This is a genomic window from Actinomyces radicidentis (assembly GCF_001553565.1).
GTDB lineage: Bacteria > Actinomycetota > Actinomycetes > Actinomycetales > Actinomycetaceae > Actinomyces > Actinomyces radicidentis.
On record NZ_CP014228.1, the window covers coordinates 2,731,586 to 2,746,920 of the forward strand.

Annotated in this window: 11 protein-coding genes and 1 pseudogene; 4 read left to right on the forward strand and 8 right to left on the reverse strand. The window is 73.1% G+C overall.

What is annotated here, in order from left to right:
- Positions 1–8 precede the first annotated feature (8 nt).
- Positions 9–2,081: a Stk1 family PASTA domain-containing Ser/Thr kinase gene (gene pknB, locus AXF14_RS11560; RefSeq protein ID WP_067943375.1), complete on the forward strand. Its 2,073-nt coding sequence runs from the start codon at positions 9–11 to the stop codon at positions 2,079–2,081.
- 127 nt (positions 2,082–2,208) lie between these two features.
- On the opposite strand, the gene AXF14_RS11565 is transcribed toward pknB, so the two are convergent.
- The 3 genes from AXF14_RS11565 to AXF14_RS11575 form a co-directional block, all read right to left on the reverse strand.
- Entirely contained in the window at positions 2,209–3,549 is a 1,341-nt protein-coding gene (locus tag AXF14_RS11565; protein WP_067944400.1) for a class II 3-deoxy-7-phosphoheptulonate synthase, read from the reverse strand.
- A gap of 123 nt (positions 3,550–3,672) precedes the next feature.
- The gene (locus AXF14_RS11570; RefSeq protein ID WP_067943377.1) at positions 3,673–4,902 is read right to left on the reverse strand and encodes a pyrophosphate--fructose-6-phosphate 1-phosphotransferase; all 1,230 of its coding nucleotides are present in this window, start codon (positions 4,900–4,902) and stop codon (positions 3,673–3,675) included.
- 119 nt (positions 4,903–5,021) lie between these two features.
- Positions 5,022–5,909: a lysophospholipid acyltransferase family protein gene (locus AXF14_RS11575; RefSeq protein WP_067943379.1), complete on the reverse strand. Its 888-nt coding sequence runs from the start codon at positions 5,907–5,909 to the stop codon at positions 5,022–5,024.
- 242 nt (positions 5,910–6,151) lie between these two features.
- On the opposite strand from AXF14_RS11575, the pseudogene AXF14_RS11580 reads away from it, so the two are divergent.
- A pseudogene (locus tag AXF14_RS11580) lies at positions 6,152–7,846 on the forward strand (DEDD exonuclease domain-containing protein); the annotation flags it as partial.
- A 59-nt stretch (positions 7,847–7,905) separates the two neighbouring features.
- Here the strand turns inward: AXF14_RS11580 and AXF14_RS11585 are convergent.
- Positions 7,906–8,349: a hypothetical protein gene (locus AXF14_RS11585; RefSeq protein WP_067943383.1), complete on the reverse strand. Its 444-nt coding sequence runs from the start codon at positions 8,347–8,349 to the stop codon at positions 7,906–7,908.
- A 215-nt stretch (positions 8,350–8,564) separates the two neighbouring features.
- Here AXF14_RS11585 and AXF14_RS11590 point away from each other — a divergent pair, with 215 nt between their 5' ends.
- Positions 8,565–9,188 carry a superoxide dismutase gene (locus tag AXF14_RS11590; RefSeq protein WP_067943385.1) on the forward strand — a complete coding sequence of 208 codons (624 nt, stop codon included), beginning with the start codon at positions 8,565–8,567 and terminating at the stop codon, positions 9,186–9,188.
- Positions 9,189–9,447: 259 nt separating this feature from the next.
- On the opposite strand, the gene AXF14_RS11595 is transcribed toward AXF14_RS11590, so the two are convergent.
- The gene (locus AXF14_RS11595; RefSeq protein ID WP_067943387.1) at positions 9,448–10,455 is read right to left on the reverse strand and encodes an FKBP-type peptidyl-prolyl cis-trans isomerase; all 1,008 of its coding nucleotides are present in this window, start codon (positions 10,453–10,455) and stop codon (positions 9,448–9,450) included.
- A 178-nt stretch (positions 10,456–10,633) separates the two neighbouring features.
- Positions 10,634–11,023, reverse strand: coding sequence for a HesB/IscA family protein (locus AXF14_RS11600; protein ID WP_067943390.1), 390 nt, complete (start codon positions 11,021–11,023; stop codon positions 10,634–10,636).
- Positions 11,024–11,288: 265 nt separating this feature from the next.
- Here AXF14_RS11600 and AXF14_RS11605 point away from each other — a divergent pair, with 265 nt between their 5' ends.
- Positions 11,289–12,395: an IS110 family RNA-guided transposase gene (locus AXF14_RS11605; protein WP_067939027.1), complete on the forward strand. Its 1,107-nt coding sequence runs from the start codon at positions 11,289–11,291 to the stop codon at positions 12,393–12,395.
- Positions 12,396–12,690: 295 nt separating this feature from the next.
- On the opposite strand, the gene AXF14_RS11610 is transcribed toward AXF14_RS11605, so the two are convergent.
- Together AXF14_RS11610 and AXF14_RS11615 are read right to left on the reverse strand one after the other, a co-directional pair.
- Complete coding sequence (locus AXF14_RS11610; protein ID WP_067943392.1) at positions 12,691–14,361, reverse strand: ABC-F family ATP-binding cassette domain-containing protein; 1,671 nt, start codon at positions 14,359–14,361, stop codon at positions 12,691–12,693.
- Positions 14,362–14,456: 95 nt separating this feature from the next.
- Positions 14,457–15,128: a hypothetical protein gene (locus AXF14_RS11615; protein WP_067943394.1), complete on the reverse strand. Its 672-nt coding sequence runs from the start codon at positions 15,126–15,128 to the stop codon at positions 14,457–14,459.
- Positions 15,129–15,335 lie beyond the last annotated feature (207 nt).

Genomic DNA, 15,335 nt, shown 5'->3' on the forward strand with positions numbered 1-15,335 from the left:
CTCCGGACGTGGTCACCGATCCGAACCTCGGACGCCTGGTCGACTCTCGCTACGAGATCGTCGACCGGGTCGCACGCGGCGGCATGGCGACCGTGTACCGCGCCCACGACCGCCGGCTCGACCGCGTCGTCGCGCTCAAGCTCATGCACCCGCACCTGGCGGACTCCCCCGACTTCGTCGCCCGCTTCCGCCGAGAGGCGCGGGCCGCCGCGCGCCTGTCGAGCCCCGGCGTCGTCGCCGTGTACGACCAGGGCAGCCTCGACGGGATCGCCTACCTCGTCATGGAGCTCGTCGAGGGGCCCACCCTGCGCGACCTCATCGCCACCGGCCCCCTCAGCGTGCGCGAGTCGCTCGGCCTGACCGCGCAGGTGCTCGGCCCGCTCGGCGCGGCCCACCGCGCCGACCTCGTCCACCGCGACGTCAAGCCGGAGAACGTCCTGCTCCCGGCGGACGGCTCGGTGGCCAAGGTGGCCGACTTCGGCCTCGCGCGGGCTGTCACCGAGGCGACGCAGACGAGCACCGGCAACGTGCTCGGCACGGTCGCCTACCTCGCGCCCGAGCTCATCACGCACGGCGCCTCCGGACCTCGTGCCGACGTCTTCAGCGTCGGCGTCATCCTCTACGAGCTCCTCACCGGGGAGCAGCCCTTCAGCGCGGAAGCGCCGATCCAGATCGCCTTTCGCAACGTCCACGACGACGTGCCGCCCCCCTCCGCCCTCGTCCCCGAGCTCGCGCCGCAGGTCGACGAGCTCGTCCGCGCGATGACGGAGCGGGACCCCGACCACCGCCTCGCCGACGCCGACGCGGCGCTTGCCTGGCTCCGCTCGACCGTCGCCGTGCTCACCCCCGCCGAGATGCACGTGCGCCGCGGTGGCGGCACGGGCAACGCCCGCACGCAGGAGGCGCTCATCGCCAACGCCGCGTCGGCCCGGGCGGCCCTGCGCGACGACGCCGCCGGCGAGGATCCGGACGCGACGCCCGCCGCGGGGACGCGCACCGTCTCCCTCCCCGTGGGCACCTTCTCCACGCCCACCGGCTCCAGCAGCGCCGCGTCGAGCGGGGGCGCGGGCCCGAACGCCACGACGCGAGTGCCGGGGGCCCAGCGAGGGGCCGCCTCCCCGGTGCGCACCACCGATCCGCAGGCCACCACCGCCGTCCCGACCCGCCGCCACGGCGCCGGGCGCCACCCCCGCCGGCGCGCGGTCATCGCGGCCGGGGCGATCGCCCTCCTCGGGGCCGGAGGGGCCTCCGCCTGGTACCTCACCGAGGGACCCGGTCGTCGGGTCGCCGTGCCCGACGTCGCCGGTCGGAGTGAGGACGAGGCCCGCACCGCCGTCGAGGCGGCCGGTCTCACCTGGGGCTCGCCCAGCCAGAGCTACTCCGACACGGTCCCGGCCGACACCGTCATCTCGACCGAGCCCTCCGCCTCCGACCGGCTCCGGGTCACCGGCACCGTCACCGCCGTCGTCTCCCTCGGCGTCGAGCAGAAGACGGTCCCCGACGTCGTCGGGATGACCCAGGAGGCCGCGACGAGCGCGCTGGAAGGCGCCGGTCTCGCGCTCGGCGCCGTCACCAGCGCCTGGTCCTCGAAAGTCCCGGAGGGCGAGGTCATCTCCTCCGACCCGGTCTCCGGCACCGCCCTGGACCACGGCAGCGCGGTCGCCCTCGAGGTCTCCAAGGGACGGGAGCCCGCCACGGTCCCCGACGTCGTCGGGATGACCCAGGACGAGGCGGAGAGCGCCGTCGCCGCGGCCGGGCTCGCCCTCGGCGACGTGACGCAGGAGTTCAGCGACGACGTCGCCCGCGGCTCCGTCATCTCCTCCGACCCTGCCTCCGGCGCCGACGGCGTCCACGTCGGCGACTCGATGGCGCTCGTCGTCTCCAAGGGGCCGGAGATGGTGACCGTCCCCGACGTAACCGGCAAGCAGGAGTCCGAGGCCCGGAGGACCCTCGAGGACCTCGGGCTCACCGTCACCGTCTCCGACGTCATGGGCGGGCTCTTCGGGACGGCGCACTCCACGGACCCGGCGGCGGGCAAGAAGGTCCGCGCCGGCTCCGAGGTCACGCTCTACATCGTCTGAGGCGCCCGCCCGCGCCTCCGCGCTGCGCCGCCCTCGCCCGGGCGCGGACGGGCCGCGGGACCGAGCGCCCCGCCGGCCCACTGCCGACGCATCGTGCTGGGCCTGTCGCGAGCCGCGACCGCGCAGCTCAGCGCCGCAGCATCTCCGCGACCTCGAAGGCCGTCTCGAGGGACTGCTGGTGGTTGAGTCGCGGGTCGACGAGGGTCTCGTAGCGCTCCTCGAGGGCCGCCTCGTCGATGTGCTCTCCGCCGCCGAGGACCTCGGTGACGTCGTCACCGGTCAGCTCGACGTGGATACCGCCCGGGACGGTGCCCGCGGCGCGGTGCACCTCGAAGAAGCCGCGGACCTCGTCGAGGATCGTGTCGAAGCGACGGGTCTTGTAGCCGTTCTCCGAGGTGATGGTGTTGCCGTGCATCGGGTCGGTCACCCACGTGACCGGGCGGCCGTCCGCCTTGACGGCCTCGACGATCGGCGGGAGCGCCTCGCGGATGCGGCCCGACCCCATGCGCGTGATGAGGGTGAGGCGGCCGGGGTCGCCGTCGGGGTTGAGCTCGTCCATAAGGGCGCGGACGTCGTCACCGGTGGTCGACGGGCCGATCTTGACGCCGACCGGGTTGTGCACGCCGGCGAGGAGGGCCACGTGCGCGTCGCGCGGCCCGCGGGTCCGCTCGCCGATCCACAGGAGGTGGGCGGAGGTGTCGTAGAGGCGCCCGGAGCGGGAGTCCTGGCGGATCATGGCGTCCTCGTACTCGAGGAGCAGCGCCTCGTGGGCGGCGTAGAAGTCGACCTGGCGCAGCGCGTCGAAGTCGACGCCGGCCGCCTCCATGAATCGCATGGCGCGATCGATCTCCCCGGCGAAGGACTCGAAGCGCGAGTAGGCCGGGTTGTCGGTGAAGCCGCGGTTCCACGAGTGGACCTCGCGCAGGTCCGCGTAGCCGCCCATCGTGAAGGAGCGGATGAGGTTGAGGGTGGTGCCGGCCCGGAGGTACGCGTCGAGCATGCGCTGCGGGTCGGGCACGCGCGCCTCGGCGGTGAAGGCGTGGTCGTTGACGGAGTCGCCGCGGTAGGAGGGCAGGGTGACCCCCTCGCGGGTCTCGGTGTCCGTGGAGCGGGGCTTGGCGTACTGGCCGGCCATGCGCCCGATCTTGATGACCGGGGTGGAGGCACCGTAGGTGAGGACGGCGGCCATCTGGAGGATGGTCTGGAGCTTGAGGCGGATGTTGTCGGCCGTGTTGTCCTGGAAGGACTCGGCGCAGTCGCCGCCCATGAGGACGAAGGCGCGTCCCTCGCTCGCGGCGGCCATGGCCCGGCGCAGGGAGTCGACCTCGCCGGCGAAGACGAGGGGCGGGCGGCTACGCAGGTCGCTCGTGACGGCCTCGAGCGCCCCCCGGTCCGGATAGCTCGGCTGCTGGGAGGCTGGGCGCTCCCTCCAGCTCGGGGTGGGCGTGGCTGCGTCGGTCTCGTACATCACGCCCGCATCATAGGGGCGCGACGACGCCGCCCCCGCCTCCCGTCGGTGGGCGGGACGCGGGGGGCGGCGTCGTGACCGGGTCTCCGGGCGGCGGCGCGGGGCCGTCGTCCAGGCTCGGGATCAGTGCTCGGGGGCGGTCTCCGCCGGTTCGACGCTCTGACCCAGGTCGGCCATGAGCTCGGTGAACCAGGGCTGGGTGATGTCGAAGGGCTTGCCTCCGGCGATGCGCTGGAAGTCGATCGCGGCGAGCTCGTCGCCGTTCTCCTCGTCCTGGCCGATGACGCCGGAGACTCCCTTGAGGGCGGAGTCCACGGCGAGGTCGCACATCGTCTTGATGAGGGCGAGGTCCTCGTCGTTGGCGGCGGCGGCGCGCGAGTAGTAGCCGGACTTCTGGACCATGACCTTCTCGGCGCCGATGAGGCCGGCGAACTGCTTCGCGAACCACTGGCCGGGGTTGATGGTGTCGAGCTTGACGTGGCCGAAGGGGTCGCGGGCGACCTCCTCGCCGGCGGCCTCCTTCTCCGCGATGATCTCGGGGACGCCGGCACCCTCGGACAGGAAGATGTTGACGTTGCCCTGCTCGTCCATGAGGGCCTTGAGGCGCTCCGCCTCGGCCTTGAGGTCGAGCTTCATCTCCGGGAGGAAGACGGCATGGACGTCCCAGCGCTCCTTGGTGAGGCCGAGGGACGGGGCCCAGCTCTTGGAGTCGAGGGACTCGTGGTAGCGGCGGGCGGTCTCCGCGGTGAGGTAGCCGCAGTTGCGGCCCATGCACTCGTGGACGATGAGCATGCGCGGGTTGGAGCGGTGCTCGCCGATGACGTTGAAGGCGAAGCCAGCGCCCTGCTCGGCGGCGGTCCAGGCGCCGAGGGACTGACGGATCGGAACGACGTCGTTGTCGATGGTCTTGGGCAGGCCGACGACGGTGAGGTCGTAGTCGTGCTCCTTGAGATACGCGGCGAGGTCCGCGGCGGTCGTGTTGGTGTCGTCGCCGCCGATGGTGTGGAGGACGTCGACGCCGTCCTTGCGGAGCTGCTCGGCCGCGAACTCGAGGGGGTTGACGCCCTGCTCGACGAGGCCGCGCTCGACGAGGTTCTTCGCGTTGGTGAGCTTGACGCGGGAGTTGCCGATCGGGGAGCCGCCGAACTCGCGCAGGGTGCCGGCGTTCTTGCGGGCCTCCTCGTCGATGACGACGTAGTTGCCGGTGAGCAGGCCGTGGTAGCCGTACTGGTAGGCGATGATCTCCACCTCGGGGGCGACCTCGGTGTAGCGCTCGATGAGGTCGCCGACGGCGGCGGACAGGCAGGGGGCGAAGCCGCCCGCGGTGAGCAGGGCGACGCGGCGGATCGACATCGAGAACCTTTCAGGTCGGTGGCAGGTGCGCGCGGTGCTGGCCGCGCTGCGCCCACTCTACAAGGCCGCTCGGTGCCGACGGGAGGGACGGCGGTCCCCCGCCCCGGCCTCGCGCCCTCTCAGGCGGTCGCGCCGTCGGTCCCCGGCTGCCCGTCCTCGGGGGCGGAGGGGTTCTCGGCGTCCCCGGCTTCGGGCTCGGCGGGGGGCTCGGGCACGGCGACCTCAGGCGCCGGGCGGCCGCCGGGCGCGTTGACGGGGGCGGCGGCGGGCCGACGCTCGGCCAGGGCGGCGCGCATCTCGCCGACGACCTCGTCGGCGGACCTCTTCTCCGCGTCCATGGCCTTCTTGACGTCGGCGGCGTAGAGGTCGACGTACTCCTGGCCGGACAGGCTCATGAGGGAGTACATGATCTCGTCGGTGATGGAGCGCAGGACGAAGCGGTCGTTGTCCAGGCCCTGGTAGCGGGAGAAGTCGAGGGGCTCTCCGATGACGATGCCGACCCGGTGGCGGGTCGAGGGGATGACCTGGCCGATGGGCTGGGCGAGGTTCGACCCGATCATGGCGACGGGGATGACGGGGGCCCCCGTGGCGAGGGCGACGCGGGCGACGCCGGTCTTGCCGCGGTAGAGACGGCCGTCGGGGCTGCGCGTGCCCTCCGGGTAGATGCCGAAGAGCTCGCCGGAGCGCAGGCGGTCGATGCCGGCCTGGAGCGCCGCCATGGAGGCCTTGCCACCGGAGCGGTCCACGGGGATGGTCCCGACGGCGGTCATGAAGTTCTTGACTGCCCAGCCCTTGACGCCCTTGCCGGTGAAGTAGTCAGACTTGCCGATGAAGGCGACCTCGCGCTCGATGAGGAGCGGGAGGAAGAAGGAGTCGATGACGGCCAGGTGGTTCGAGGCGAGGATCGCGGGCCCCTCGGCGGGGATGTTCTCCTCACCCCGGATCCAGGGCTGGTAGAGCATCTCCAGGGCCGGACCGGTGACGGTCTTGATGCCTCGGTACCCCACGCGGGTCCTCCTCCGGGTGCTGGACGGGTCCACCGCCCCGGCGGTCCGCCGACCGTGCCTCACGACGGTGTCGGGGCGGGAGGGCGCGCAGCGCGGGGCAGGTGGAACGGCTGCTGGACGGAGTCTAGCCTCGCCACGTGGTTCCGCCTGACGCTTCGCACACCTCGCGCACGGGTAGCGCTTCCCCGGCGTCCGTCGGAGGGGCCGTCCGCGCGGGCGGGGCAGCGGGCGCGGGGCCCGGCCTCCAGGCGAGCTTCACGGACATGGGCACCGCCCTGTCTGACGTCGCCTTCGTCGTCGTCGACCTCGAGACGACCGGCGGGGCGCCGGGTGCCGACGCCATCACCGAGATCGGGGCGGTGCGCGTGCGCGGCGGCGTCAACGAGGCCGAGTTCGGCACGCTGGTCAACCCGGGCCGAGCGATCCCCGCGCAGATCACGGTGCTCACCGGCATCACGAACGCGATGGTGGTCGACGCCCCGCCCGTGGGCGAGGCGCTCATCTCCTTCCTCGAGTGGGCGCGCCTCGGCTCCGGGACGGACGACGGGACGACGGTGCTCGTCGCCCACAACGCACGCTTCGACGTCGGCCACCTCCGCGGCGCGGCGCGCGCCCTCGACCTGGAGTGGACCGAGCCCCGGGTGCTCGACACCCTCGCGCTGGCCCGACGGGCCTGGAGCCGCAGCGACGTCCCGAATCACCGGCTCGGGACCCTCGCGAGCTTCGTCGGCTCCTCCACGACGCCGACCCACCGCGCCCTCGACGACGCCCGTGCCACCGTCGACGTGCTCCACGCCGCCCTCGAGGCCCTCGCCCCGCTGGGGGTCACCCACCTCGAGGACCTCGCCACGGCGACGGACCCGGTGCCCGCGAGGCGCCGCGCCAAGACGCGCCTCGCCGACGACCTGCCGACCTCACCCGGCGTCTACGAGTTCGTCTCGAAAGCGGGCCAGGTCCTCTACGTCGGCTCGGCGGTCAACCTGCGGCGCCGCGTCCGCTCCTACTTCACGGCCGCCGAGAAGCGCTCCCGGGTGGCGCAGATGCTCGACACGACGGTCGAGGTGCGCAGCATCCCGACGCCGACGGAGATCGAGGCCCGGGTGCGCGAGCTCCGGCTCATCGCCGAGCTCGACCCTCCCGTCAACCGCCGCTCGCGGCAGCCGCGGCGCCAGCCCTGGCTGCACCTCGTCGAGGGGCGCCGGGGCGAGGGCCCTCACCTGGCGACGACGACCGTCCTCACGACCGAGGAGGTCGGGGCCGCCGTCGGCCCCTTCCGGAACCGGTCCAGCGCCCAGGAGGCGCAGCGGGCGGCGGAGTCGGTCCTGCGTCTGAGGGCCTGGGACGGCGGTGACCGGCGCGCCGTGGCCGTCGACGACGAGCCGGCCGACGCGTCCCCTGCCCGCCGGGCGCTCGCCGGGGAGATCGACGTCGTCGCCGTGCCGCTGCTGGAGCGGGTGGCGCGTCTGTCCGCCGAGGAGCGCTACGAGGAGGCGGGGACCTGGACTCACCGGCTCCGGGCCCTCGTGCTGGGGGCCCGCAGGGCCGAGACGGTCCGGCCGCTCCTGGGCTGCCCGCACCTCATCGCCGCCCGGCGCCGCGACGGCGGTGGCTGGGAGCTCGTGTGCGTGCGCTGGGGCGCCCTCGCCGGGAGCGCCGTCACGCCCCCGGGGGCAGACCCCAGGCCGGCGGTGACGGCGCTGCGGGCGTCCGCGCAGGTCGTCGCGCGGCCGGAGCGCGTCGGAGCGGGGGCGAGTGTCGAGGAGACGCAGCTGCTCGCCGACTGGTGCCTCGACGCCGGGGCGAGGATCGTCGAGGTCGGGCTCGGCCCGCAGGATGACGGCCCGACCTCGACGCGCCTCGAGGAGGTCCTGTCGGGCCTCACGTGGCCGATCGGTGCGGCGGCGCGGCACCAACGCGTGGTCGACGCCGTGACGTGACGCGCCCGTCGCCCCTTTCGGGGCGACGGGCGCGTGGTGCGCGGGGGGGGGCCGGAGCGTCAGCCGGCGGCGACGACGGCGCCGGGGCGCGCCTGCAGGGCGGCGGTGACGCCCTCCTGGAGGGCCATCGGGTCCAGCGGGCGGGGGACGACGACCTCGGCGCGGGACCAGGCGGCGAGCCAGGAGTCCTGCGGGCGGGCGGTGAGGAGGACGACCGGGGGACGGCGGTCGAGCTCGGTGAAGAGCTCGTGGGCCAGGCCCATGCCGCCGAGCTTCTTGGTCTCGCCGTCCAGGACGAGGCAGTCGAAGGGGGCCTCGCCGGCCTCCTCGCGGTCCTTGATGGCCATGCGCACGCCCTCGGCGGTCGCGGTCTCCGTCCAGGTGACGAGCGGGAGGCCCTTGCCCGGACGGCGGCCGACGCCGTCGATGACCTCACGGCGCACGGAGGCGTCATCGGAGAAGACGAGGAGCGCGAGGCGCTGCTGGGCGGCCTGCTCGGCCATACGAACCTCCATGGGAAGGGTGCGACTGCCCGGGACGGTACGCGGACCGCACGCGCGACGCGCGGACCGGCCCCGGTTCTGCGATCAGTGTAATCACACCCCGCCACTGGCGGTTCCGACGATCGGAGTCTACGATCAATCATGTTCGGAACGTCGGTTCGCCCTTATGACGATGGCGTCCGGCGTCACATCGAATCAGACGAAAGGCAGACCTCATGGCCGTCTACACGCTTCCTGAGCTCCCCTACGACTACGCCGCCCTCGAGCCCCACATCTCCGGCAAGATCATGGAGCTCCACCACGACAAGCACCATGCCACCTACGTGGCCGGCGCCAACGCGGCCCTGGAGAAGCTCGAGGCCGCCCGCGAGGCCGAGGACCACGCCGCCATCAACCTCCTCGAGAAGAACCTGGCCTTCAACCTCGGTGGCCACATCAACCACTCCATCTTCTGGAAGAACCTCTCCCCCAACGGCGGCGGCGAGCCCGAGGGCGAGCTGGCGGAGGCCATCAAGGACTCCTTCGGCTCCTTCGACAAGTTCAAGGCCCAGTTCACCGCCAACGCGCTGGGCATCCAGGGCTCCGGCTGGTCCGTGCTCGCCTACGACTCCGTCTCCGGCAAGCTCGTGACCTTCCAGCTCTTCGACCAGCAGGGCAACGTGCCGGTCGGCACCATCCCGCTGTTCCAGGTCGACATGTGGGAGCACGCCTTCTACCTCGACTACCTCAACGTCAAGGCCGACTACGTCAAGGCCATCTGGAACATCGCCAACTGGCAGGACGTCTCCGAGCGCCTCGCCGCGGCGACCTCCCAGGCCCAGGGCCTCATCGTCCGTTGAGCCGACCGGCGTCCGCCCGCAGCGGCCGCCGCGCCCAGCCGGAAGGACCCCGGCACCCACGTGGTGCCGGGGCCCTTCGTCGTGCCCAGCGCGTCCACGCCCCGGGGTCCACCACCCGGTGCTGGACCGCTCGTTGCTCGGGTGCTCGGTGCCGGGCGGCCCCTCGGCCCGCAGGGGCGGGCCGGGAGGGACGGCGAAGGACGGGAGGGGCGGCGGACCCGTCGGTCCGCCGCCCCTCCCGTGAGCCGGTGGGCTCAGGTCACATGGCGGCCTCGATGTCCATGACGTAGGCGTAGGCCGAGGTGGAGGTGCCGGAGGTGTCCGCCGTCGACGTCGAGCCGGGCAGCAGGACGACGACGCGGGAGCCCACGGGGACCCCGACGAGGTCGGTCAGCCCCGTCGCCGTGGCCATGTCGATCGGCTGCGCCTGGTCGGCGTCCCAGGAGGACTGGGTGCCGGAGTTGCTCCAGTCGGTGTACGCCATGTTGACCAGGAGCGAGTCCTTGGCGGTGATGGCCGGACCGGTGCCCCTGGCGAGCACGATGACCTCGGTCTGGGTCGGCTGGGCGGCCCCGTCGTTCACCTTGATCGTGGCGGCGGCGCCGAGGTCGCCGCTGACGGTGATGCCGCGCTTGCTCAGCTCGTCCTCGCCGACGAGCGCGGCGTCCTTCGTGCCGGACGCGAGGTCCTTGGTGCTGTGCGAGCCGGTGATCTCGACGACGAAGACGAGGGGGCCGGTCGGGGCGCCCGAGGAGGAGGCGGAGTCGCCGTAGGCGAGGCTGGCGGGGATGGACATCTCGACGCGGTCGCCGACGTGGTGGCCCGAGAGGCCGCAGCGCCACCCGGAGATGACGGAACCGAGGGAGAAGGTGGTGGCGGAGCCGCGCTGGTAGGACGAGTCGAAGACGGTGTCGGAGCCCCACTGCCAGCCGGCGTAGGCGGCCTTGACGAAGTCGGTCTCGGTCACCTCGGCGCCGGAGCCCTTCTCCAGGGTCTTGACCGTGAGGTTCGTCGGAGCGGAGTCACTGCTCCACTTGAGCGTCGGCTCGCTGCCGGCGTCGCCGGAGGCGGCCGGCAGCGCGTCGGAGTCCGAGTCGATGGCGAGGTCGGAGCACTGGACGTTCTGGGCGACCGTGGCTGCGGCGGTGGCGTTCCCGGAGGCGGAGGCCGAGGCGGAGGCCGAGCTGGAGGAGGAGCCCGAGCAGCCCGCGAGGGCGAGCGTGGCCGCGAGGGCCAGGGATGACAGGGCGAGGGGCGTGCGGCGCACGTGGTTCTCCTTGGGTGAGGGCGGTGTGTGGGTGGTGCGGGATCGGGACGCGGCCTGCGGGCCGCCTGTGAGGGTCCCCTGGACGCGGCGCGACCGCCGGGCCCGGGTGGGCTCCGACGGTCGGCTCAGTGCTCCGGTCCGCTCGTGGACAGGGGCGAGGTCACGTCCGTGGGACGGCTCAGTTAAAGGACTCGCCGCAGGCGCAGGTGCCCGTGGCGTTCGGGTTGTCGATGGTGAAGCCCTGCTTCTCGATCGAGTCGGCGAAGTCGATGGTGGCGCCGGAGAGGTAGGGGACGCTCATGCGGTCCACGACGACCTCGACCGACTCGAGCTCGCCGCCCCCGGTCGGGAAGGCGCGGACGGCGTCGCCGTCGAGGAGGCGCTCGTCGAAGTAGAGCTGGTAGACGAGGCCGGAGCAGCCGCCGGGCTGGACGGCGACGCGCAGGCGCAGGTCGTCGCGGCCCTCCTGGACGAGGAGGCTGGCGACCTTCGCGGCCGCGGTCTCGGTGAGGAGGACCTCGTGCTCGGGGACCTCGGTGGTGGCGTCGGTGAGGGTGGTCTCTGCCATGTGTCTCTCCTGGTCAGGATGGGTCGGATGCCATCGGGGCAACGCCCCGGCGCCCCGGCTTGTTCCCGCCCACCCTACGTCCTCCCGTGCTGGGGCCCGAAGTGACGGCGCTCACCGGGAGCGGCGCGGGCTCAGACGCTATGGGGGTGCGCGAGGCCGTCGTGGTCTTGTGGGCCAGGGCCTCGCGTATGCAACCTTCGTGGATCACCACCGAGGCGGTCGTTAGGGGACCGCTGCGGGGTGCCGACATGCATAGGAGACCCTGGTGATTACTGAGCGTACAAGCCTGGGGCTGGACGTTCACGCCCGCAGCGTGAGTGCCGCCGCCATCGATACCCTCACCGGCGAGGTGATCCAACGCCGCCTGGACGGCGAGTACAGCCACACCATCGACCTGGCCTCACGCCTGGCCGCCGAGCACGGACCACTGCTGATCACCTACGAGGCAGGCCCCACCGGCTTCGGACTGGCCCGCGAGCTGACCGCCGCGGGCCACCGGGTGCAGGTCGCCGCACCCTCGAAGCTGGCCCGCCCCGCCGGACAGCGGGTCAAGACCGACCGCACCGACGCGATGTTCCTGGCCGAGTGCGCCCTGAACGGCACGATCACGCCCGTGCGCATCCCTACCCTGGCCCAGGAGGGCGCCCGCGACCTGGTGCGATCCCGCGACGACGCCCGCACCGACCTCATGGCCGCCCGCCACCGCCTGTCCAAGATGCTGCTGCGCCGCGGATGGGTCTACCCCGGCAAGACCACCTGGGGACCCGCCCACGACGCTTGGCTGCGCGCACTGCGCCGCGAGGACGTCCCCGCCCTGGGCGCCGGCGCCACCGCGGCCTTCGACGACGCCTACGACACCGTCACCCACACCCTGGCACGACGCGACCGCCTCGATACCGCCATCGCCGCCCTGGCCGCCGACAGTGAGTTCACCCCCGTCACCGCCCGCCTGTCCTGCCTGAGAGGCATCTCCACACTGACCGGCTTCGCCCTCGCCGTCGAGATCGGCGACTGGCACCGCTTCACCGGCGCGACCATCGCCTCCTACCTCGGACTGGTCCCCTGCGAGCACTCCTCGGGCCAGACCCGCACCCAGGGCGGCATCACCAAGACCGGCAACACCCACGCCCGACGTCTCCTGACCGAAGCCGCCTGGCAGCACAAGAGCCCCTACCGCCCCGGCCCCGCCCTGCGAGCCGCATGGGCCAAGGTCCCCGGGGACGTCGCCACCCGGGCCGACACCGGCAACAGGCGCCTGAACAGGCGCTGGCAGACCCTGGCCAGCCACCACAAACGTCACACGATCGCCAACACCGCCATCGCCCGGGAGCTCGCAGGCTGGTGCTGGTCCCTGGCCGTCATGGACCACTAGAACCCCCGCAGACCGCGCTGACCGGCACCACCAGGGCCCAGAGGGGAAGCAGCGTGAGGAGGACACCGGCGATTCGACTGTGAGCACCCCCAAGGGCACGCTCGACCTCAGACAAGCCAGCTCCTCCCACCGAAACCAGCGTCATGCGGCACACAGACCCGCGCATATCAGACTGACCACGCGTCGACACCAGACACGCCACCCCCACCCCACCGGCCAACGCCGAAGAGGGGGCACCCACCGGCCAGTGGATGCCCCCTCTTCACCCTGCCACTTGACAGGAAACCCCTACATATCAGGCGAGGGTGACGAGCTCGAGGTAGGAGTCGTTCCACAGGTCCTCGTCGCCGTCGGGCAGGAGGAGGACGCGGTCGGGCTCGAGGGCCTCGACGGCGCCCTCGTCGTGGGTGACGAGGACGACGGCGCCCTCGAAGGTGGACAGCGCCCCGAGGATCTCCTCGCGGCTGGCGGGGTCGAGGTTGTTCGTCGGCTCGTCCAGGAGCAGGACGTTGGCGCTGGAGACGACGAGCATGGCGAGGGCGAGGCGCGTCTTCTCGCCTCCGGAGAGCACGCGGGCGGGCTTGTCGGCGTCGGCGCCCGAGAAGAGGAAGGAGCCGAGGACGCTGCGCACCTCGGTGTCGTTCATGCCGGGGGCGGAGCGCCGCAGGTTCTCGACGACGGTGGCGCCGTTGTCGATCGTCTCGTGCTCCTGGGCGTAGTAGCCGATCTTGAGGCCGTGGCCGTCGATGACCTCGCCGGAGTCGGGGGTCTCGACGCCCCCGAGGAGCCGGAGGAGGGTCGTCTTGCCGGCGCCGTTGAGGCCGAGGACGACGACGCGGCTGCCGCGGTCGATGGCGAGGTCCACGCCGGCGAAGACCTCGAGCGAGCCGTAGGCCTTGGACAGGCCCGCGGCGCGCAGCGGGGTCTTGCCGCACGGAGCGGGGTCCGGGAAGCGCAGGTGGGCGACCTTCTCGGCCTCCTGCTCGGCCTCGAGGCCCTGGAGGAGGCGGTCGGCGCGCTTGAGCATCTGCTGGGCGGCGACGGCCTTGGTGGCCTTGGCGCGCATCTTCTCGCCCTGGGCGCGGAGCGCGGCGGCCTTCTTCTCGGCGTTCGCGCGCTCCTTGCGGCGGCGCGTCTCGTCCTCGGCGCGCTGGTGGAGGTAGGCGTCCCAGCCGAGGTGGTAGACGTCGAGGACGCCGCGGTTGGCGTCGAGGTACATGACCTGGTTGACGGTGTCCCGCAGGAGCTCGACGTCGTGGGAGATGACGATGAAGCCGCCGGCGTAGGTGCGCAGGTGGTCTCGCAGCCAGAGGATCGAGTCGTGGTCGAGGTGGTTGGTGGGCTCGTCCAGGAGCAGCGTGTCCGGCTTCTGGAAGAGGACGCGGGCGAGCTCGACGCGGCGGCGCTGGCCTCCGGAGAGGGTGCCGATGGGCTGGTCGAGGACGCGGTCGGGCAGGCCGAGCGCGGCGGAGATGCGGGCGGCCTCGCCGGCGGCCGCGTAGCCGCCGGCCATGGTGAACTCGTGGTCGAGGCGGGTGTAGCGGTCCAGGGCCTTGGCCATGGCGTCGCCCTCGGCGGACTGGGCGATCCTCTCCTCGGCCTTGTGGATGCGCTTGAGGAGGGCGTCGATGCCCCGGGCAGAGAGGATGCGGTCGCGGGCGATCTCGGTGAGGTCGCCGACCTTGGTGTCCTGGGGCAGGTAGCCGACCGAGCCGTTGCAGGCGATCGTGCCCTCGTACTGGACGGCCTCGAGGCCGTGGGACTCGTCGGCGTCGGCGACGGACTGGCTGGTGCCCTGGGCCACGGACTGCGCGGCGAGCAGCTTGGTCATGGTGGTCTTGCCGGCGCCGTTGCGTCCGACGAGCCCGATCCGCATGCCCTTGTCCACCCGGTAGTTCGCGCCCGCGACGAGCTGGCGGGCGCCGATGCGCATGGTGAGGTCCTGGACGTTGATCACGGCGGCCATGCTACGGGCCGCCGTGGCGCCTCCCCCCGGCCGCACCGGTTCGGAGCGGCCGGGGATCGGTCACACCGCGCCGGCCCCGACGGGCACCGGGCCGCTCAGTCCCACCAGAGCCACCACCCGGTGGCCCCGCCGGTCCAGGCCGCGCCGACACGGCGGATCTCGTCGGGCACGGCCTCCGCGTCGAGCTCGTAGCGCCTGCGGACGGCGCCCCAGAGCTCGCGGCAGCGGCAGGCCGGGCCGTGCTCCTCGGTGACCTCCATGTCCTGGAGGTCGGGGTCGGCGACCCAGAGGGCCTCGACGGTGACGCGCTCGTCGTCCCGCTGGGGGCCGATGCCGTAGCCGGACAGGAGCACGCGCCCCTCAGCGCCGACGCAGGCCCGCAGGAGGGGACCGAGGCTCGGGGCGAGGTTCTGGCGGTCCTCGAGTGCCTGCGCCGGGAGGACCTCGAGGAGCCGGCGGGCGCCGTCGGGCCCCATGGCGTGGAACGGGGTGTAGTCGTCGAGGGGGACGCCGTCGTCCCCGATGAGGCCCTGGGGCGCGATGCCGTGTGCGGCGGGGATCGCCGTCGACCTGAGGTGGTCACGGCAGCGGCCGAGCACCTCCCAGACGCCGGCGCTCACCGTCCAGCCGCGCGGGCCGTAGAGGCCCCTGGCCTCGCGTGCGGGACCGGGCTCCGCAACGGGGACGGCGTCGGTGCCGCCCGGGGCGGCCGGGTTCCCGGTGCCGGTGGCCGCAGGGCGTGGACGGGTCGTGGCGGACGCGCTCATGGTGCTCTCCTCCTCGGCGGCGACGGGCGGTGGTCCCCGCCTCGGACGTCGGCGCCGTGCGCGACGAGCCTCGCGCCTGCCCCTCCCCCGCCGCTGGGCGCCTGTGAGCGCAAGTGCTTCAGCCCTGCAGCCGCGCCCCTGGGGAGCCCGGCCCCGGTCGCGAGCGGGTCGTTCACGGCGGCGGGCCCACCGCGTCGGGGCCCCCGG